Source organism: Faecalicatena sp. Marseille-Q4148, assembly GCA_018228665.1.
Lineage (GTDB): Bacteria > Bacillota > Clostridia > Lachnospirales > Lachnospiraceae > UBA9414.
In genome coordinates this window covers 1,726,362-1,745,933 of the sequence record CP073692.1, presented here as the reverse complement: position 1 = coordinate 1,745,933, position 19,572 = coordinate 1,726,362, and the positions used below count along the sequence as shown (strand labels likewise).

The following is a 19,572-nucleotide window of genomic DNA, read 5'->3' as shown; positions in this document are numbered from 1 at the left end:
TCTATGGAATATTTAAAGTCCGTTGTGCCGGTAATCGAGGCAAATTACAAGAAGTTCACAAATGTGGAAAAAACGATTGCAGATTATTTTATTCATAATCAGGAGCGGGGAGATTTTTCTGCCCGTGCTGTGGCAGAACGGCTTTATATTTCAGAGGCATCGCTTTCCAGATTTGCCCAGAAATGCGGCTACAGAGGATATCGGGAATTTATTTATCAATATGAAGAAACATTTGAAGTCCGTAAGGATACGATGGAAGGAAATACGAGAACAATTCTGAATGTGTATCAGGAACTTCTCAATAAGAGCTATAGTCTTGTAGATGAGAAACAGATTGAACATATCAGCAGGATGATTACGAGAGCAAATCGGGTATACATTTGCGGAAAAGGAAGTTCAGGACTGGCAGCCAGGGAAGTGGAAAGCCGTTTTATGAGAATCGGTGTGGATATAGATTCGATTACGGACGGAGACATGATGAAGATGCAGACGGTGTTTCAGGATAAAGGCTGTCTTGCGATCGGAATTTCGATTAGCGGAGAGACGGAAGATATTCTGTATTTTCTTCAGGGGGCCAGAAAAAGAGGGGCGAGAACGATTTTGATCACAGCACAGAAAAGAGAGTCTTTTGAGGAATTCTGTGATGAGGTGGCGGTTGTGCCGTCGCTTAAGTATCTGAATTACGGGAATGTTATTTCGCCGCAGTTTCCGATTCTTGTACTTATCGATATTATTTACAGTAAATATGTTGCCCAGAATAAGAACCGGACAGAAGGACTTCACGGAAGTACGCTGGAGGCGCTTCACGCAAAGAAGCCCTTGACAAACACGGGCAGATAGTCTACTATGTCAATCAGATAATATAATCAGAACAGGCAATGAAAAGAAGAAGTAGCAGTCTGAAAAAGCATACAGAAAGTAACCGGATGATGAGAGGTGCATGGAAAACAGATTGTGAATACATCTTGGAGCTTTACACCGAACCGCTGCAGTCAGTGTCGGCAGACAGAAAACCAGCCAATGACACGGGGCAGTCAGAAGTAGGATGTGACGGAGTTGATACACGTTATCGTATCAGAGTATTGGCAGATACTTATGGAGACAGGCTGTGTGAGCAGTCTGTGAAAGAAAAGGTGGTACCGCGGGAATGTTCCCGCCCTTTCCGAAATGGAGAGGGCGGGTTTTTTGTTATACATTTTGTGGTACGGATAGATCAATTGGCGATTTCTTTTACACAATAAAAATGAGTTGAAGTAGGAGAAATAAAATGGAATTATGGGATTTGTTTGATGAAAACAGAAGGCCCCTGAACCGCAGGCAGAGTCGCCTTGCGCCGAAGGTACATGGAGAGTATCATCTTGTTGCTGTCATCTGTGTAGTAAACAGCAAACATGAAATTCTTCTGACACTGAGACATCCGGAGAAGGAGAAATATCCGAATCTCTGGGAAAATACCGGAGGCTGTATCCAGGCAGGGGAGACGAGCCGCGCAGGAGCCGTAAGGGAATTATTTGAAGAGACAGGAATCCGTGCAGAGGAAGAAGAACTTCAATTTCTGGAAACACAGAAGGAAGAGTATTCTATTATCGATTTTTATTTCCTGAGACGTGATGTGGCGATTTCAGAAATCGTGCTTCAGGATATGGAAACAGTAGATGCGAAATGGGTAACGCTTGAAGAGCTGCATCGCATGGGGAAAGACGGTCTGATCGCAGGACCGATCTACAGGAGAATCCAGTCTCTCGGAAAACGATTTGAAACATGGGTCCTCGGTGAGCAGAAAGAACAAGCGGATAGAATTTCCCTTGCTGCCGGAGGAGGTGCCTGTTGTGAAGCCTGAAAAGATTATTATTATCGGAGCAAGCGGAAGCGGTAAATCTACCGTCGCAAGGCAGCTGAGTGCCTGGTGGGATATTCCCGTCGTACATTTGGATAAACTTTCCTGGAAAGAAGGGTGGATCAGGGCTTCCAATGAAGAGTTTGACAGCCTTGTAGAGCAGGAACTTGCAAAAGACAAGTGGATCATGGACGGGAATTTTCCGCGTACGTTAAAGCGCAGGATGGATGCCTGTGATACGGTAATCTATCTTGATTATCCGCTGTGGTTTTGTATTTTTCGCGTATTGAAGCGAGTAATAAAAAATTATGGAAAGCCGCGTCCGGATATGAATCCCGGATGTCCGGAGAAGTTTGATCCGGGATTTCTAAAACGCATCTGGAATTTTAACAGAGAGAGGCGTGACAATTATTACCGCTATATTGCAGAACAGAAAGATACGAACATCATTATTTTAAGAAATCAGAAAGAATGCGATCGTTTTCTTACATCGGTGCGTTCTGAAATGAAATAAGAATAAGGAAGGAAAAGAAAAATGAAGATTTATGAAGAACTTCAGGCCCGCGGTCTGATCGCGCAGGTAACAGATGAAGAAGAAATCAGAGAACTGATCAATAATGGAAAGGCAACATTTTACATTGGATTTGACCCGACGGCAGATAGCCTTCATGTAGGACATTTTATGGCGCTTTGTCTTATGAAACGTCTGCAGATGGCCGGAAATAAGCCGATCGCTCTTATCGGTGGAGGAACAGGATACATCGGAGATCCATCCGGAAGAACAGATATGCGTTCTATGATGACACCGGAACAAATTCAGCATAACTGTGATTGCTTCAAAGAACAGATGAGCAAATTTATTGATTTTTCTGAAGGAAAAGCATTGATGGTGAATAACGCGGACTGGCTTTTGGATCTGAATTATATTGATCTGCTCCGTGAAGTTGGACCGCATTTCTCAGTAAATCGTATGCTGACAGCAGAGTGCTACAAACAGCGTATGGAAAGAGGATTAAGCTTCCTGGAATTCAACTACATGATCATGCAGAGCTATGATTTCTACGCATTATTCCAGAAATACGGATGTAATCTGCAGTTCGGAGGAGATGATCAGTGGAGCAATATGCTTGGCGGAACAGAACTCATTCGTCGTAAACTTGGTAAAAATGCATGTGCAATGACAATTACACTGCTTCTGAATTCAGAAGGAAAGAAAATGGGTAAAACACAGTCTGGTGCAGTTTGGCTTGATCCGAACAAAACATCTCCGTTTGAATTCTACCAGTACTGGAGAAATGTGGCAGATGCAGACGTTCTGAAATGTATCCGTATGCTAACATTCCTTCCGCTTGAAGAAATCGATGAGATGGATAAATGGGAAGGAAGCCAGTTAAATAAAGCGAAAGAAATTCTTGCATTTGAGCTTACAAAACTGGTTCACGGCGAAGAAGAGGCAACAAAAGCACAGGAAAGCGCAAGAGCATTATTTAGCGCCGGAAATGCAGCTAACATGCCGACAGCTGAACTTAGCGAGGAAGATTTTACAGACGGCTCTATCGATATTATCACATTGCTCCAGAAGAGCGGACTTGTTCCGAGTAAATCAGAAGGAAGACGTGCAGTAGAACAGGGCGGCGCATCTGTAAATGGCGAGAAAGTAACAGATATTCGCGCTGCATTTGGAAAAGATGCCTTTGCAGAAGATTTTATCTTAAAGCGCGGTAAGAAAAATTTCCGAAAGATTGTGTTGAAATAATAGATTTATGAAATCTGAAAAAAGACTGTTAGAGAACAAATGTATAATCAGTATCTGAAACAGTTTTTGGTTTGCAGAATGAGAAAGGGCGTGATGATATGCTGCCGACAAGAGAAGAAGCAGAGCAGTTTGTCCGTGAATCCGAGGAAATCCACCCGGGACCGTGGGGAGACCATTGCCGGGTTGCAGCGTGGTGTGCGGAACGGATTGCAGAACACTGTGAAGGAATGGATGCGGAAAAAGCTTATATTGTAGGATTATTTCACGATATTGGCCGGAGAATTACTGTTGGAACACATTTTAAGCATATCATTGACGGTTATCGATGCATGATGGAGCATGGATGGGATGAGGCGGCAAGAATTTGCATGACACATTCCTTTCAGATTAAGGGGATTCACACATACATTGGAAATATAGATGTTCCTCCGGAAGATGCAGAAGAAGTAGAAGCATATCTAACATCCGTTGAATATGATGATTACGATCTGCTCATCCAGCTCTGTGACGCGCTGGCGCTGCCGGAGGGGCCTGTGGCGATGGAGAAGCGGATCGCAGATATTACAAAGCGATATGGAAGTTATCCGGAAGAGAAACGAAAACGATGCTATGAGCTTCGCGACTATTTTGAAAAGAAGATGGGAAAGAACCTGTATGAGGTTCTCGGGATTATGAAAGGAGAAAAAACAATGTCATTTCAGGAAGTATCAATTGAAGAGTTACAGATGAATCCATTTACAAAGATCGGAAAAGAATGGATGTTAATCACAGCAGGAAATGAAGAAAAACACAACACAATGACAGCGAGCTGGGGCGGTGTTGGAGTTCTCTGGGGCAAAAATGTTGTGACAGCGTATATTCGTCCACAGCGTTACACGAAAGAGTTTGTAGATGCACAGGATGTGTTTACATTAAGCTTTTTTGGGGATAACTGTCGGGAAGCGCTTACTCTCTGTGGAAAAGTTTCCGGAAAAGACAGGGATAAGATCAAAGAAGCAGGATTAACACCATATTATGTGGATGGAACAACTGCATTTGAAGAGGCGGAGTTAGTGTTTGTCTGCCGCAAACTGTATGCAGATGAGATTCGTTCTGAGAAATTCATCGACAAAGATGCAGATGAGAATTGCTATCCGCAGAAAGATTACCATACAATGTATATTGCGGAGATCACAAAGGTACTTGTGAAGAAATAAGAGGAAGATGCGATAAAAGAGCTTCACGCAAAGGATGTGGTTCAAGTGAAACTAAATAAATTGATGCTGATAAATTGTATTTTAGCAGTTTTATTGTTATTTATCGGACTGTGGATTCAGTTTTATGGACAGACATTTCCGGATGAGAATCATTTGATTATGGAGATGATAAGGATACTGTTTCGCTGTCAGCTACTTTTGATGCTTGCCAATATTGTTTATGATATTTATCAGGTAAAAAGAAAACATGTTCCATTTCCAACGATACATATCGTACTGTATCCGGCATGTGGAGTTGCTGTGTTATATGCATATTTTATATTTGCGTGGACATATAGTATTGTGATGGGCGGATTTCATCAAAATTAAGAATACATAGAAAAGACCATAAAGGCTGCTGCAAAATGAGAACTTGAAAAAACATTTTGCAGCAGCTTTTTTCTAAAATTTTAAATACTGCACGGAATATCCAGGAAGTTCCAGACTTCCATTCATTGCTATTTCTTTATCTGTAATCAGATCTACTACAGTGCCGTTTAGCTCCTGATGGTATGCCGTAAAAGGAGTTTCAGAAGCATTCAAAGCTACGAAAATGCGTTCGTGATCTGTCGTTCGCTCGAAGATGAGCTGATGATTCTGGATGATAATATTTCGATAGGAACCGTTGCAGAGAGCATCACTGTCTTGACGAATATGAATCAGATTCTTCAGAAATTCTGTCAGTGAATTTGGCTTTGGTGCTTCAAAACAAGGGCGGAGGGCGAAATCATTGTCAGGCGCTTTTGTGCCTTCTTCACCCCATTCGCTTCCATAATAAATACATGGAATTCCCGGCATTCCGAAGAGTATGCCATAGACAAGCGGCAAATGTGCCGGATTCTTCAAAATGCTGGCAAGTCTTGTTACATCATGGTTATCTGCAAAAGTCATTAAATGTTTGCCGCGGTAAATACACCATTGCTCCGGGCCGAACTGGCGGTTTAAAGAATGGGCGATTTCGAAGAGATTCATATCATTAAAGCTAGAGTACAGTCCTTTATAACATTCATAATTGGTACAGCTATGGAGCATTTCATCATTGACAATCAGATTATAATCTCCAAATAAAACTTCACCGATAAGAGCAAAATCTGGTTTTAATTCTTTTGTAAAAGAACAGAGACGTTTCATAAAATTTCGATCAAGGCTATAAGCGACATCCAGGCGCAGACCATCAATGTCGAACATTTCTACCCAGTTTTTAACACAGTCTAATAGATAATCTGTAACGGCAGGGTTCTGTAGATTAAGCTTGATCAGTTCAAAATGTCCTTCCCAGCCCTCGTACCAGAAACCATCATTGTAACAGCTGTTACCGTCAAAATGGATATAAAACCAGTCTTTGTACGGAGAGTCCCATTTCTTTTCCAGTACGTCCTGAAATGCCCAGAAGCCTCGTCCCACGTGGTTAAAAACGCCATCCAGAACGATTCGGATTCCATGTGCGTGAAGTGTTTCACAGACATTTCGGAAATCATCGTTTGTACCGAGACGACAGTCTATTTTCAGGAAATCTCTTGTGTCGTATCCGTGATGATCCGATTCAAATACGGGATTCAAAAGGACGGCATTGACGCCGAGAGATTCAAGGTAATCGGTCCAGTCGCCAAGTTTTTTTATGCGCGGTACAGTAATCCCGTCGTTGGAAGTTGGTGCGCCGCAAAATCCGATTGGATAAATTTGATAAAAGATACTATGATAAGCCCACATAATTGGTTCTCCTTTAAAGATAGTATTTTGATGTTGTTTCCAAAATCATGGGAAATATGCGGTCGTTTATGCCGCATATCAGTATTATAACATGAGAAGGGAGAGAAAAGGCGGGAAATTTTGGAAGATACCACCATAAAACCTGATACCCTGCGCCATACGATAGTAGATGAAGCTGTGGAGCTTTTAACATCTATGTCAGATACCGAAATAAAAAGAACGAGAGGTGGGATTTATTGCCTAGTTTTCAGGAGTTTTCAGAGAAAAATTTAGTAGAATTTTAGTGGGTAAAAATCAAGAAAATGGTTGACATAAATAGAGAAAGATAATATACTAAGGAAGTATGACATGAGAAGAAACGGTTTACACCAAAGCCCCGGAGTAAGCTGCTTTCATAATAAATCACATTTATAATAGTAAAAGTAGATAATTAATATCAGGAGGTCAACCAATGAAAACTTACATGGCTAATCCAGACAAAATTGAAAGAAAATGGTATGTAGTTGATGCAGAAGGCCAGACATTAGGACGTCTTGCTTCTGAAGTAGCAAAAGTTTTAAGAGGAAAAAATAAACCAGAATATACACCACACGTTGATACAGGTGATTATATAATCGTTGTTAACGCTGAAAAAATCGCTGTAACAGGTAAGAAATTAGATCAGAAGATTTACTACAATCACTCTGAGTATGTAGGCGGAATGAAAGAGACTACATTAAAAGAGATGATGGCTAAGAAACCAGAGAAAGTTATCGAACTTGCTGTAAAAGGAATGCTCCCAAAAGGACCTTTAGGAAGAGCAATGATCAAAAAACTTCATGTTTACGCTGGAGCAGAGCATGCTCATCAGGCACAGAAACCAGAAGTTTTAACATTTTAATCAGGTAAGTTTGAGAGGAGGAAATTACAGTGGCTAACGCAAAATTCTACGGAACAGGAAGAAGAAAAAAATCAATCGCAAGAGTATATTTAGTACCTGGAACAGGAAATATCACAATTAATAAAAGAAGCATTGACGAATATTTAGGATTAGAGACATTAAAACTTATCGTTCGTCAGCCATTAGTTGCTACAGAAACAGCAGATAAATTTGACGTAATCGTTAACGTACGCGGTGGTGGATACACAGGACAGGCTGGTGCTATCCGTCATGGTATTTCAAGAGCATTACTTCAGGCAGACGCTGAATACAGACCAGTTCTGAAGAAAGCTGGATTCTTAACTCGTGACCCACGTATGAAAGAACGTAAAAAATACGGTCTCAAAGCAGCTCGTAGAGCACCACAGTTCTCTAAACGTTAATCATACGTTTTGGAACGTACAATTTCAAAAAGATTTTTCAACTCCTCAGAACTTCGGTTCTGGGGAGTTTTTGTGTGTATTTTATTATATAGCAATGGTATAATCCATATATACAGTTACCTATAAACATTATATCAAGGATAAGGTTTGCATATGGATTTACAGAGATTGACGATTGGACAAATGGCACAACTGAACCACATTTCAGAGCAGACACTCAGGCTCTATGACAGAGAAGGGATTTTGAAGGCACAGGAAGTTGATCCCGAGACAGGTTATCGGTATTATCACATTTTGCAATCGGCCCGCATCGATTTGATTCAAAATATGAAGATGTATGGTCTTACATTGAAAGAGATCCGCAGTCTGCTTGATTGTGGAGGTACAGAACCGGTAAAAGAGAAATTAGAAGTGCAGTATGCAGATATTTGCAGCAGACTGCAGGAACTGGAGCAGATTCGGGGAACGCTTCGAAGGGTTTTAGAAAACTATAAAAAATACGAAGCACTTCCTAAAAATGGAGAGATTTTTCTGGAGTATCAGCCTGAAAGAAGAATTTACAGCTGTTTTTGTCAACAAGATTTTTTTCAGGAAGATGAATCTGGGTATGAATACATGTTAAGACAGATGAAAAACCAGTTGATACATAATGATGTTCCGCTGTCATTATTTTGCAATATCGGGACGCTGATTCGAAAACAGTGTATTGCACAAGGGAATCTTTCTTCGCATGAAGTGTTTTTATTTGCAGATGACCGATTAGAACATTGCGAGATTCTCCCTGCCGGGATGTATGTATGCATATGTGAGGATGATTTTTCAAAGGAGGCAGTCTGCGCCAGAAAACTGTTAGATCATATTAAGAAAAGCGGCTATACAATTGCGGGAGATTATATTTGTGAAGTAGTAATTGATTTTCCTGTGATGGAAGAAGAGAAGCGGAAGATGTTCAGCAAGATGCAGATTCCGGTAACTTTATCTTGACTCTATACATACAATAGGCTTTATGATAAGAATATAACAAAAGTGCACTGAAAGTAATTCTAAGCAGAAGATGCAGGAGGTATTGTATGGATCGAAAAGTTAAGTATGTACAATATGGATGTGGAAGAATGAGCCGTTGGTTAATGAGGTATGCAATCGCAAAAGGATGTGATCTTCTTGCAGCGTTTGATGTGAATCCGGCTATTGTTGGAAAAGATGTTAGTGAGATTATTGGAAATGGTTACCCGGAAGTTGGTGTGAAAGTATCTGCCGTAGAAGAAGCGGACAGAATGATCGGAGAATTGAAGCCGGATGTGTGTATCATTGCGACAAGAAGTACAGTTGCCGAGCTGGAGGATATTTTTACAATCTGTGCAAAACATGGGGTAAATGCAATTACTACCTGTGAAGAGGCATTGTATCCATGGAATTCTTCTCCTGCACTGACAGCTAAACTGGATGCATTGGCAAAAGAAGGCGGATGTACACTGACTGGCGTAGGTTATTGTGATCTGTTCTGGGGTACTATGGTAACCAACTTAATGGGTTCTTCTTTTGAAGTGAAAAAAATTGTCGGCAGCAGCTGGTATAATGTGGAAGATTATGGAATCGCACTTGCAGAGGGACATGGAGCAGGCCTTCCACTAGATAGATTTGAGACAGAGATTGGGACATGTAATCACTGGACTTCCGATGAGATTAAGCAGAAAGTGGAAAGCGGAGAATATGTTCCGTCTTATATGTGGAATCAGAATGGCTGGCTCGCAAGCAAGCTTGGATTGACAGTGGTTTCTCAAACACAGAAATGTGTTCCTTGCACATGGGAGACTGATTTATATTCAGAAACGCTCGGAATGACTATTAAGGCTGGCAATGCAACGGGTATGAGAGCAATTGTTACAACTGAGACAACAGAAGGAATTATTTTAGAAACTGAGTGCGTAGGAAAAGTATTTGCTCCGGAAGAATTTGATAAAAATGAGTGGACACTGTATGGAGAACCGGAAACAACAAGTATTGTAAATAGACCGGCCACGGTAGAGCTTACATGTGCAACTCTGGTTAATCGTATTGCACAGCTAATTGATGCTCCGGCAGGATATGTAACGACAGATAAGTTCCCGTATAATGAGTATATGCTCCGGCCAATCAATGAATATGTAAAAACGAAATAGAACCAAAAATAAAACGAGCCTCTGTTGCCAGCGGATGATGCCGCGGCAGCAGAGGCTCATACTTTTATGAGAAGATTTCCATACTTCTTTTTAAGATTCCTTTCATATGCGCGATTGCCATACCATAGTTGGTGATAGGTATGTTCTGGTCTTTGGCACAGAGAAGGCGGTATTTCATTTCGCGTTCATTTAGCATACAGCCGCCGCAGTGGATGATGAGACGGTATTTTTGCAGTTCTTCAGGAAATTCCGTTCCGCTTGTAAATTCAAACTGCAGTTGTTTTCCGGTATGCTTTTGAAGCCAGGCAGGAAGTTTTTCTGTACCAATGTCGCCGCACTGGCGGTGATGAGTACAGCCTTCCGAGATGAGAACAGTATCCCCGTCTTCTAGCTGGTCGATCGTAAGAGCCCCTTCTGAGAGGAGACTCAGGCTGCCCTTATATCTGGCAAACAAGATAGAGAAAGAAGTTAATGGGAGTTCTTTCGGAGTAAGCCGGGCAACTTCTTCAAATACCTGACTGTCAGTAATGACAAGCGCAGGTTTCTTGCCAAGTGATGCAATTGTACCGGGCAGTTCTTCCGGAGATACAACAATGGAAATACCGTGACCGTCAAGGATATCCCGGATTGTTTGCTGCTGTGGAAGGATGAGGCGGCCTTTGGGAGCTGCTTTGTCAATCGGAACAACAAGAATAACAAAATCAGAAGGAGCGATCAAATCCCTCACAAGGCAGCTGTCGGATGCATTATCAGGAATCTGTGCGGCAATCATTTCTTTTAACTCCTGAATATGGTAGCCGGTAATGGTGCTGACACAGATTGTATTGGAAGACTCCTGGATTTCTGGAAGTGTTTCACACCAGTCAATTTTATTTAAAACAGTAACGTAAGGAATTTTTTTATCGCGGATCCGTTTTAAAATTGCTTCATCTTCTTTTGTAAATCCGACAGAGGCATCCACTACAAGGATGGCAATATCGGTTTTATTTAGAACCTGATATGCTTTTTGGATTCTTTGAGCGCCCAGATCTCCGATATCATCAAGCCCCGGAGTATCGATGATGACAACCGGGCCGAGCGGGAGCAGTTCCATTGCTTTCGAGACAGGATCGGTTGTTGTTCCCTTTATGTCTGAAACGATAGCAAGAGACTGTCCGGTAATGGCATTGATCACACTTGATTTACCGGCATTGCGTCGCCCAAAGATTCCGATATGGATGCGGTCGGCGGCAGGTGTATTGTTCAAACTCATAAGTCTCAGTCCTTTCAAAGTATCAATCATAGAAATTATTGTGAAAAATTAGAACCGAAAATCACGTTTTCCGCCCTGTTCCATTTCTTTCAGATACTGAACAACTCTTTCTTTTACTTTTTCATTCGGAATGTTTTCCAGTTCTTTTTGAATGAGTGCTTCTCCGACTTTCTTTGTCTCAGGAGCGGCATAGTCTTCCAGATATTCTTTTAATGTCATCAGAGCATTTGGATGACAGCAGTTCTGAATCTGACCGCTCTTGCAAAGAGACATGAAACGATCTCCGGTGCGGCCTGCGCGGTAGCATGCAGTACAGAAACTTGGAAGATAGCCCATATCCATAAGCCATTTCACAATCTCGTCCAGTGTACGGGTATCGCTTACATCAAACTGTGCTGAATTTTCTACCTCCGGCTCCGGTTCGGCATAGCCGCCAACGCTTGTCTTAGAACCGCCGCTGATCTGGGAAATACCAAGATGAAGGACGCGTTCACGGCTCTTCTGGCTTTCTCTTGTGGAAATGATCATACCTGTATAAGGAACCGCAATACGGATGCAGGCAACAATTTTTTCGAAAATGTCATCGCTGATACTGTTATCAAAGTCATTAACATCAATATCATCAGCAGGACAAAGACGCGGCACACTGATTGTATGAGGACCAACGCCCCATACAGCTTCCAGATGTTCTGCATGCATCAGAAGTCCGGCAAATTCATAGCGGTATTTATCAAGACCAAAGAGAACGCCGCAGCCGACATCGTCGATACCGCCTTCCATTGCACGGTCCATAGCCTCCGTATGGTAATTATAGTCATGTTTCGGTCCGGTTGGATGGAGCTCCAGGTAGCTTTCTTTATGGTATGTCTCCTGGAATAAAATATAAGTTCCGATACCGGCTTCTTTTAACTTGCGATAGTTTTCCACAGTAGTTGCAGCAATATTCACATTGACACGGCGGATCGCGCCGTTTTTATGCTTAATGCTGTAAATTGTTTTAATGGATTCCAGTACATATTCAATTGGGCTGTTGACAGGATCTTCGCCTGTTTCCAGAGCAAGTCGTTTATGTCCCATATCCTGAAGTGCAATAACTTCCCGGCGTATTTCGTCCTGTGTCAGTTTTTTGCGGGCGATATGTTTATTTTTTAAATGATACGGGCAATAAGTACAGCCGTTGACACAATAGTTTGAAAGATAAAGCGGTGCAAACATAACAATGCGGTTTCCGTAGAAATCTTTCTTGATCTGTTCTGCAAGTGCGAAGATTTCCTGTGTCTTTTCCGGAAGATCACATGCCAGAAGGACAGATGCTTCCCGGTGGGAGAGGCCTTTGCGCTCTTTTGCTTTTTCGATAATTTCTGAAATGAGTTGTTCGTTGTGCTTGTTCTGTTCAGCATAGTCAAGTGTCTGAAGAATCTCTTCGTGATTAATAAATTCGTCTGCAATTCTTGATTTTGGATCATAGATAGCCATAATATTGTTCTCCTTTTCTTATCTTGTAAACGTGATGCCGTTTATGATATTACTTTTGAGTCGCCGCGGGCAGTGACGACAGTATAGCCCATTTCTTTCATGCGTATTCGAAGTTCTGCAAGATGCTCTGCTGCTTCTAATCCACTGAAAGGTTTATTATCATACAAATGATAGTGTTTTCTTGTGTTGGACGGTGACAGGTTAGGCATAATTACATTCGCTCCGGCGAGAATGCCGAGTTCTCTTCCGTCCGGGCGGATGGCGCTGAGTGCTGTAGTAGCCGGAAGAAGCACTTCCGGGATCATAAGCCGTACAAGACCGAGTATGAATAATGTCTGTTCGATCGTACCGGAAGCTTCTTTGGCAAACGGGGTATCGTGATGAGGGATAAATGGGCCAATGCCGATCATGTGCGGCATTAGATCTTTTAAAAAGAGCATATCTTCTGCCAGATGTTCTGCTGTCTGGTATGGAGAGCCGATCATCATGCCTGCACCGGTCTGATAACCGATCTCTTTCAGATCATACAGACATTTCTGACGGTGTGAAGCTGAAAGAGAAGCGGGGTGAAGCTTCTGATAATGTGAGATGCTGGCAGTTTCATGGCGCAGCAGATATCTGTCAGCGCCTGCCTCAAAGAGCGCCTGATAACTGTCATGGGATTTCTCGCCGGCAGACAGAGTAACAGCACAAGCCGGAAAATCCTTTTTTATCTGGCGAATGAGCGCGATCAGACGTTCATCGGTAAAGTAACCGTCCTCTCCGCCCTGCAGCACAAAGGTACGAAAACCGAGGTCGTATCCGACCTGACAGCAGGAAAGGATTTCGTCCGGTGTGAGCCGAAAACGATTTGTGTTTTGATTGCTTTTGCGGATTCCGCAATAATAGCAGTCATTTCGGCAGTAATTTGTAAATTCAATCAGACCTCGGATGTAGATTTCATGTCCATAGACTGCATCGCGGACTTCTCTTGCCTGCGCAAAGACATATTCAGACAGTTCCGGCGTCTGACTGCTAATGAGTTCGATCCATTCTGATTTTGTAAGGCTGTGTTCAAAACGCAGCTTATCAACCAATGTTTTCATATATGATCTCCTGTTATCTTTTATCCTTTATTTCAGCGGGCGTCTTTGCATAAATTGTTTTAGTGCTGATGCCGGAAAGCATACCAATCTTTCCGGACAGAGCGCTGATAATATCGCCCGGTGCATCTACCGCTATGCTGATAATGGAAATATTCCGCTCCCGGTAAGGGATGCCCATGCGTCCGATGATATATTTGCCGTAAGAACTGAGAAGCCGGTTCAGATCATCAATGTGTTCTGTGCTCTCCACGATAATTCCGATCAGAGCGATTCGGTTGTCCATAAGGTATCCTCCTCGTAAATATAAAAATACTAGGCGTTTGCGAAACGCCGCAAGCCGCATAAATACGGCATTTTTTGTTGCTCAAAAGCAAATAACTCCTCACTGGATATGGTATAATAGAGTTGCCAAAAACTAAAATCCGCAATCCAAGAAAGGAGTTATTCTAATACCTATGATACCATATAAACAGCTTTCTTTGGCAGATATTTTTTCGGATTGCCAAGATAAATTTGAAAATGACAAACCTGCATTTCTTTCTCTATTGGAAACTCATATCGATTTGGATGAGTTTATTCCGATTTCTTTCAGAAATCATTTTTATGCATCAACGGGACGAACCCGTAAATACCCTTTACAAGCTTTTTTGTGGGCTTTGATCATCCAACGTATTTTCTCCATCCCTACGGATCAACTTCTTTTGACTTTTCTCACTTACTCAAAACCTCTTCGTGAATTTTGTGGTTTTACCAAAGTCCCAGACGCTTCCAAAATAACCCGCTTCAAACAGGACTTTTTAGGTGACCTGCAGCTTGTTTTCGATAAACTTGTTGATGTTACTGAGCCTATCTGTCAGGCAATTGACTCTGCAAAAGCGGATATGACTATCTTTGATTCTTCCGGTATTGAAGCATTCGTTACAGAAAATAATCCAAAGTATGCTAACAGAATTATCAAACAGCTTAAAGCTTATGCAAAAACTCAGGGATTTGATAAATCTTACGACCCCTACAAAGCTGCTTATGGTTCCATGCCTTCCCATGCTTCTGCTAACCCTGAAATCAAACAACTTTATATCAATGGCCATTTTTGCTATGTTTTCAAATTTGGCATTGTTACCAATGGGCTGGGAATTATTCGTCATATCTCTTTTTATAATAAAGACTTTATGTATGCACATCCTGATATTATTATCGAAAAGAAATCCGACTCCCCTGATGAGGATAAAAGTGTTCATGATTCAAAGCTTTTGATTCCGACACTCAAAGACTTCTTTTCCAAACATCCACTGATTAATCCGAAAACTTTCCTTGGAGATGCAGCTTTCGATACCACACAGCTCTATAAGAGCCTTCTTACTGGTAACACTTTTGGTAATGACAAACATTTCGCCAAAGCTTATATTCCACTGAATGCAAGATCCGGACTTGAACATCCAGACTATACCATCAATGAAGATGGTATCCCCTGCTGTCCTCATGACCCTTCGCTTTCTATGAAGTACGAATGCACTTCTAAACTAAGAAACGGTATTACCAGATTCAAGTTTGTCTGTCCCAAAATGAAGTGGGCTTACGATAAATCTACCAGAAAATCCTATCGGCAATGCTGTTGCAAAACTCCCTGTACCACATCAAGAGGTGGTCGTATGGTTTATATCTATCCTGAAAAGAATCTGCGTGCTTATCCCGGAACGATTCGCGGAACCGAAGAATGGGATAATACCTACAAAATCAGGACTGTTGTGGAAAGAAACATCAATCACATCAAGGATAATCTTTGTCTTGCAGGACGCCGAACCCAGAATGAGAGGACTTTGTATGTGGATTTAATTCTTGCAGGTATTACACAACTCATCAGTGTCGTTCTTGCAGATAAAATCAAACATCACGAATACATTCGAAGTTTAAAACCTCTCATAGCATAGGACTTACCAACTCTATAAAGCCTAAGGCTTATTAAAGTGCGCCTAAACTGTCCGCTTACCCACATTTTATTCCAGAACTCGTGCAGAGCATGAATTCATCCCTTTTCTTGTTCAAGATTGCAAACAAACTTCGTGAGTTTCGCAATTACCTAATAAAAATACCCATACTTGGCGTATGGGTATAAGAAATAGGCACACAGTTATGTGTACATATTATCAAATCTTAAATCTCACGCCTTTTTGCTTAGGAAAAACCTTTGCAATCAGTACTGTTTTAGTATATCACAGGTAAAAAAGAGACTGCAATAATAGATATTTTATTATCATGTATGATAAAATATTGACATTGAATTCTGGGATTGATATAATTTGACTGAAGTTTAAACCATAGTCCAAAAGGAAGAGATAGAGATGACGCTAATTACGAATATACAAAAATATTCCATTCACGACGGAGATGGGATCCGGACAAGTGTATTTTTTAAAGGATGCCCGTTAAATTGTGTGTGGTGCCATAATCCGGAGACACAGGCATTTCAGAAGGAAGTCATGTACGATGAAGAGAAATGTGTCGGATGCTATCGATGTGCAGAAGCCTGTCCGGAACATGCGATTAAGAAGATTGATGGGAAAGTATGGACGGATAAGGAAATCTGTGAGCAATGCGGAAAATGTCTTGATTATTGTGTGAGAAATCTCCGGGAAATTGCAGGAACGGAATGGGAGATTGAAGACCTCGTGAAAGAACTGAAAAAAGATGAGATGTTTTACGAGGAATCAGGAGGCGGTGTGACTTTATCCGGCGGAGAAGTCATGTCTCAGAATATGAATTATATAGAAAAACTTGTGAAAAGGCTGAATCAGGAAGGGATTTCTGTTACAATAGATACATGTGGATTTGCACCGTATGAGAACTTTGCGAGAATCCTTCCGTATATTGATACATTTTTATATGATATAAAAGTTATGGACCATGAGAAACACAAAAAATATATCGGAGTGGATAATACATTGATTCTGGACAATGTCACCAGGCTCAGTCAGGCAGGAGCAAGAATTTATATCCGGATTCCTACGATCAAAGAAGTAAACGGTGATTTGGAGAGCATGGGTGCAATCATTGCGTTTTTAAAAGAAAATGGAATTCATCCGGCACAGGTCAATCTCCTTCCGTATCATAATACAGGTTCCGGAAAGTATGGTAAGCTTGGGGAGCACTATGAAGGCTCAGATCTTCATACACCATCGAAAGAAGAGATGAAAGAGTTTCAGCAGTTGTTTATCCGTGAAGGATTTCAGAATACAAAAATAGGAGGTTAAGTTCATGGAAGAGAGAGGAATGAACGCAAGAATCAAAAATCTGCGCAGACGCAGTCTTGACACAGCGGCACATATTGATATGGAGCGTGCCAGAATTGAAACAGAGACATATAAGCAGTATGAGGGAGCTGTTTCTATTCCGGAATTAAGAGCGCTTGTGTTAAAAGAGTATTTTTCAAAGAAAACACTGTATATCGGAGAGGGAGAATTGATCGTCGGAGAGAAAGGAAATTCTCCACAGGCCGCACCGACATTTCCGGAACTTTGCTGTCACACGGTAGAAGATATGCACATTATGAATGATCGTGAATTGATCAGTTTTAAAGTGCGTGAAGAAGATTATAAATTCCAGGAAGAGACGATTATCCCATTTTGGGAGAAACGTTCTATCCGCAAAAAAATCATCGACAATATGACACCGGAATGGAAATCAGCTTATGAGGCAGGAATCTTTACAGAGTTCATGGAACAGCGCGGTCCTGGACATACGGTAGGTTCTTTTAAGATTTATGAAAAAGGCTTCCTGGATTACAAGGCTGAAATCGAAGCTGCAATCGCAAAACTTGACTTTGCAAATGATAAAGAAGCCTTTGAAAAACGGAATCAGTTAAGAGGTATGGCAATTGCCTGTGACGCGATCATGATTCTCGGAGAACGCTATGCGGCATATGCAAGAGAGCTTGCAGAGAAAGAAACAGATGAAATCAGAAAGCAAGAGCTGCTTCAGATTGCAGCAAACTGTGATGTCGTTCCGGCACATGCACCTCAGACATTCTGGCAGGCAATCCAGACATACTGGTTTGTACATTTGAGCGTAACGACAGAATTGAATCCGTGGGATGCTTACAGTCCGGGAAGATTGGATCAGCATTTGAATCCATTCTATGAGCATGATGTGGCAGAAGGTACTTTAGATGATGAGAAGGCATTGGAATTATTAGAGTGTCTCTGGGTAAAATTCAACAATCAGCCGGCTCCGCCGAAAGTAGGAATTACTCTGAAAGAGAGCAGTACCTACACAGATTTTGCAAACTTAAATACAGGAGGAATCACACCGGATGGAGAAAATGGTGTCAACCGCGTTAGCTATCTGATTCTTGACTGTATGGATGAAATGAAGCTGCTTCAGCCGAGTTCTAACGTGCAGATCAGCCGTAAGACGCCACAGAAATTCCTGAAACGTGCCTGTGAGATTTCCAGAAAAGGTTGGGGACAGCCTGCTTTCTACAATACAGAAGCAATCGTACAGGAGCTTTTGAATGCAGGTAAGACTTTGGAAGATGCCAGACGAGGCGGTACAAGCGGATGTGTTGAAACAGGTGCATTCGGAAATGAAGCATACATTCTGACAGGATATTTTAACTTGCCGAAGATTTTTGAGCTGACATTGAATAATGGTTATGATAAAGTTGCTAAGAAACAGCTTGGACTTCAGCTTGGTTATGCAACAGAATTCAAGACATTTGATGAACTTTTTGATGCCTATAAGAAACAGATTGAGTATTTCCTTGATATTAAGATTCAGGGAAGCAATGTCATCGAGAAGATTTATGCAGACTATATGCCGGTACCGTTCCTGTCAATTATTACAAACGATTGTATTTCTAAAGGAAAAGATTACAATGCAGGCGGCGCCCGCTACAATACAAATTATCTTCAGGGTGTTGGAATCGGAACAATTACAGACTGTGTTGCAGCTGTGAAATATAATGTTTATGACGAGAAGAAATTTACAATGGAAGAGCTGATGCAGGCGCTGGATGATAATTTTGAAGGCCATGAAGTGATCTGGAATCTCGTAAGCAATAAGACGCCGAAGTATGGAAATGATGATCCGTATGCAGATGAGCTTATGAAAGAGATCTTTACATTCTATCAGAAGAGTGTAACAGGACGTCCGAATATGAAGGGCGGTACATACCGCATTAACATGCTTCCGACAACCTGTCATGTATATTTTGGTGAAGTCATGATGGCAAGTCCAAATGGACGTCTGGCGCATAAGCCTGTTTCAGAAGGAATTTCTCCGGAGAAGGGCGCTGATGTGAATGGACCTACAGCGGTTGTAAAATCTGCTTCCAAGATGGATCACCTTCAGACAGGAGGAACGCTTCTGAATCAGAAGTTTACACCGAGTGTTGTTGCAGGAGAAGAAGGGCTTGACCAGATGGCAAATCTGATCCGTTCTTACTTCAATATGGATGGACATCACATTCAGTTTAATGTAATTGACCGTCAGACTTTAATCAATGCACAGAAACATCCGGAAGATTACAAAGATCTGATTGTTCGTGTAGCCGGATACAGCGATCATTTCCGTAACTTGAGCAAAGCACTTCAGGATGAGATTATTGAGCGTACAGAACAAAGCTTCGAATAATCTGTATATGAAAATCTCAATACGATAAAGGCACCATTGATTATTTTTGAAATTTCATGTAACATAAAGAAGAAATACGAATATGTCGGTCAGAAATGGCCGGCATATTTTATATCTCAATGCAGAGATAGG

The 19,572-nt window shown here is 41.6% G+C and carries 18 protein-coding genes, 1 pseudogene and 1 other annotated feature; of the genes and pseudogenes, 14 read left to right on the top strand and 5 right to left on the bottom strand.

All coding sequences use genetic code 11. The annotated features are described in order from the left end of the window. Nucleotides 1-3: 3 nt before the first annotated feature. The 7 genes and pseudogenes from KFE17_08205 to KFE17_08175 all read left to right on the top strand — a co-directional run bounded on the left by KFE17_08205 (nt 4) and on the right by KFE17_08175 (nt 5,158). Nucleotides 4-840 (top strand): MurR/RpiR family transcriptional regulator, encoded by an 837-nt coding sequence (locus KFE17_08205; GenBank protein ID QUO30897.1) that lies wholly within the window; start codon nt 4-6, stop codon nt 838-840. Nucleotides 841-869: 29 nt separating this feature from the next. Next, nucleotides 870-1,164: a binding site (T-box leader), on the top strand. A 103-nt stretch (nt 1,165-1,267) separates the two neighbouring features. Beyond that, nucleotides 1,268-1,840, top strand: a complete 573-nt coding sequence (locus KFE17_08200; GenBank protein ID QUO30896.1) for an NUDIX domain-containing protein — start codon at nt 1,268-1,270, stop codon at nt 1,838-1,840. Beyond that, nucleotides 1,830-2,351 (top strand): topology modulation protein, encoded by a 522-nt coding sequence (locus tag KFE17_08195; GenBank protein ID QUO30895.1) that lies wholly within the window; start codon nt 1,830-1,832, stop codon nt 2,349-2,351. Before KFE17_08200 ends, KFE17_08195 begins: the two co-directional genes overlap by 11 nt. A 21-nt stretch (nt 2,352-2,372) precedes the next feature. After that, the gene (locus KFE17_08190; GenBank protein QUO30894.1) at nt 2,373-3,593 is read left to right on the top strand and encodes a tyrosine--tRNA ligase; all 1,221 of its coding nucleotides are present in this window, start codon (nt 2,373-2,375) and stop codon (nt 3,591-3,593) included. A gap of 98 nt (nt 3,594-3,691) precedes the next feature. Next, a pseudogene (locus tag KFE17_08185) lies at nt 3,692-4,264 on the top strand (HDOD domain-containing protein). A gap of 18 nt (nt 4,265-4,282) precedes the next feature. Then, nucleotides 4,283-4,789: a flavin reductase gene (locus KFE17_08180; protein ID QUO33667.1), complete on the top strand. Its 507-nt coding sequence runs from the start codon at nt 4,283-4,285 to the stop codon at nt 4,787-4,789. Between the two features lie 45 nt (nt 4,790-4,834). After that, complete coding sequence (locus KFE17_08175) at nt 4,835-5,158, top strand: hypothetical protein (protein ID QUO30893.1); 324 nt, start codon at nt 4,835-4,837, stop codon at nt 5,156-5,158. 72 nt (nt 5,159-5,230) lie between these two features. Here the strand turns inward: KFE17_08175 and KFE17_08170 are convergent, their stop codons facing one another. After that, a complete protein-coding gene (locus tag KFE17_08170; protein QUO30892.1) occupies nt 5,231-6,538 on the bottom strand; it encodes a maltodextrin glucosidase in 1,308 nt (435 codons plus the stop codon). 451 nt (nt 6,539-6,989) lie between these two features. Between KFE17_08170 and rplM the strand changes: the two genes are divergently transcribed. The 4 genes from rplM (at nt 6,990) to KFE17_08150 (ending at nt 9,999) form a co-directional block, all read left to right on the top strand. After that, nucleotides 6,990-7,418, top strand: a complete 429-nt coding sequence (gene rplM / locus KFE17_08165) for a 50S ribosomal protein L13 (GenBank protein ID QUO30891.1) — start codon at nt 6,990-6,992, stop codon at nt 7,416-7,418. 29 nt (nt 7,419-7,447) lie between these two features. Continuing rightward, complete coding sequence (gene rpsI / locus KFE17_08160) at nt 7,448-7,840, top strand: 30S ribosomal protein S9 (GenBank protein QUO30890.1); 393 nt, start codon at nt 7,448-7,450, stop codon at nt 7,838-7,840. A gap of 153 nt (nt 7,841-7,993) precedes the next feature. Then, a complete protein-coding gene (locus KFE17_08155; GenBank protein ID QUO30889.1) occupies nt 7,994-8,824 on the top strand; it encodes a MerR family transcriptional regulator in 831 nt (276 codons plus the stop codon). An 86-nt stretch (nt 8,825-8,910) separates the two neighbouring features. Further along, on the top strand, nt 8,911-9,999 hold the full coding sequence (locus tag KFE17_08150; protein ID QUO30888.1) for a dihydrodipicolinate reductase: 1,089 nt from the start codon (nt 8,911-8,913) through the stop codon (nt 9,997-9,999). Between the two features lie 64 nt (nt 10,000-10,063). Here the strand turns inward: KFE17_08150 and hydF are convergent, their stop codons facing one another. From hydF to KFE17_08130, 4 genes are read right to left on the bottom strand one after another with little or no spacing between them, the layout of a single operon-like run. Continuing rightward, nucleotides 10,064-11,251, bottom strand: coding sequence for a [FeFe] hydrogenase H-cluster maturation GTPase HydF (hydF, locus tag KFE17_08145; GenBank protein ID QUO30887.1), 1,188 nt, complete (start codon nt 11,249-11,251; stop codon nt 10,064-10,066). Between the two features lie 48 nt (nt 11,252-11,299). Continuing rightward, nucleotides 11,300-12,721, bottom strand: coding sequence for a [FeFe] hydrogenase H-cluster radical SAM maturase HydG (hydG, locus tag KFE17_08140; GenBank protein ID QUO33666.1), 1,422 nt, complete (start codon nt 12,719-12,721; stop codon nt 11,300-11,302). Nucleotides 12,722-12,768: 47 nt separating this feature from the next. Further along, nucleotides 12,769-13,812, bottom strand: coding sequence for a [FeFe] hydrogenase H-cluster radical SAM maturase HydE (hydE, locus tag KFE17_08135; protein QUO30886.1), 1,044 nt, complete (start codon nt 13,810-13,812; stop codon nt 12,769-12,771). A 13-nt stretch (nt 13,813-13,825) separates the two neighbouring features. Then, the gene (locus KFE17_08130) at nt 13,826-14,095 is read right to left on the bottom strand and encodes an iron-only hydrogenase system regulator (GenBank protein ID QUO30885.1); all 270 of its coding nucleotides are present in this window, start codon (nt 14,093-14,095) and stop codon (nt 13,826-13,828) included. A 172-nt stretch (nt 14,096-14,267) separates the two neighbouring features. Here KFE17_08130 and KFE17_08125 point away from each other — a divergent pair, with 172 nt between their 5' ends. The 3 genes from KFE17_08125 (at nt 14,268) to KFE17_08115 (ending at nt 19,440) form a co-directional block, all read left to right on the top strand. Further along, entirely contained in the window at nt 14,268-15,740 is a 1,473-nt protein-coding gene (locus KFE17_08125) for a transposase (GenBank protein QUO30884.1), read from the top strand. Between the two features lie 411 nt (nt 15,741-16,151). Next, nucleotides 16,152-17,060 (top strand): glycyl-radical enzyme activating protein, encoded by a 909-nt coding sequence (locus KFE17_08120; protein QUO30883.1) that lies wholly within the window; start codon nt 16,152-16,154, stop codon nt 17,058-17,060. Between the two features lie 4 nt (nt 17,061-17,064). Beyond that, a complete protein-coding gene (locus tag KFE17_08115) occupies nt 17,065-19,440 on the top strand; it encodes a glycyl radical protein (protein QUO30882.1) in 2,376 nt (791 codons plus the stop codon). Nucleotides 19,441-19,572 lie beyond the last annotated feature (132 nt).

Excerpts from the sequence above, each read along its gene's own strand:
- KFE17_08205 (QUO30897.1), top strand. The coding sequence starts at position 4 with ATGGAATATTTAAAGTCCGTTGTGCCGGTAATCGAGGCAAATTACAAG.
- KFE17_08200 (QUO30896.1), top strand. The coding sequence starts at position 1,268 with ATGGAATTATGGGATTTGTTTGATGAAAACAGAAGGCCCCTGAACCGC.
- KFE17_08190 (QUO30894.1), top strand. The coding sequence starts at position 2,373 with ATGAAGATTTATGAAGAACTTCAGGCCCGCGGTCTGATCGCGCAGGTA.
- KFE17_08180 (QUO33667.1), top strand. The coding sequence starts at position 4,283 with ATGTCATTTCAGGAAGTATCAATTGAAGAGTTACAGATGAATCCATTT.
- KFE17_08170 (QUO30892.1), bottom strand. The coding sequence starts at position 6,538 with ATGTGGGCTTATCATAGTATCTTTTATCAAATTTATCCAATCGGATTT.
- rplM (QUO30891.1), top strand. The coding sequence starts at position 6,990 with ATGAAAACTTACATGGCTAATCCAGACAAAATTGAAAGAAAATGGTAT.
- KFE17_08155 (QUO30889.1), top strand. The coding sequence starts at position 7,994 with ATGGATTTACAGAGATTGACGATTGGACAAATGGCACAACTGAACCAC.
- KFE17_08150 (QUO30888.1), top strand. The coding sequence starts at position 8,911 with ATGGATCGAAAAGTTAAGTATGTACAATATGGATGTGGAAGAATGAGC.
- hydF (QUO30887.1), bottom strand. The coding sequence starts at position 11,251 with ATGAGTTTGAACAATACACCTGCCGCCGACCGCATCCATATCGGAATC.
- hydE (QUO30886.1), bottom strand. The coding sequence starts at position 13,812 with ATGAAAACATTGGTTGATAAGCTGCGTTTTGAACACAGCCTTACAAAA.
- KFE17_08130 (QUO30885.1), bottom strand. The coding sequence starts at position 14,095 with ATGGACAACCGAATCGCTCTGATCGGAATTATCGTGGAGAGCACAGAA.
- KFE17_08125 (QUO30884.1), top strand. The coding sequence starts at position 14,268 with ATGATACCATATAAACAGCTTTCTTTGGCAGATATTTTTTCGGATTGC.
- KFE17_08120 (QUO30883.1), top strand. The coding sequence starts at position 16,152 with ATGACGCTAATTACGAATATACAAAAATATTCCATTCACGACGGAGAT.
- KFE17_08115 (QUO30882.1), top strand. The coding sequence starts at position 17,065 with ATGGAAGAGAGAGGAATGAACGCAAGAATCAAAAATCTGCGCAGACGC.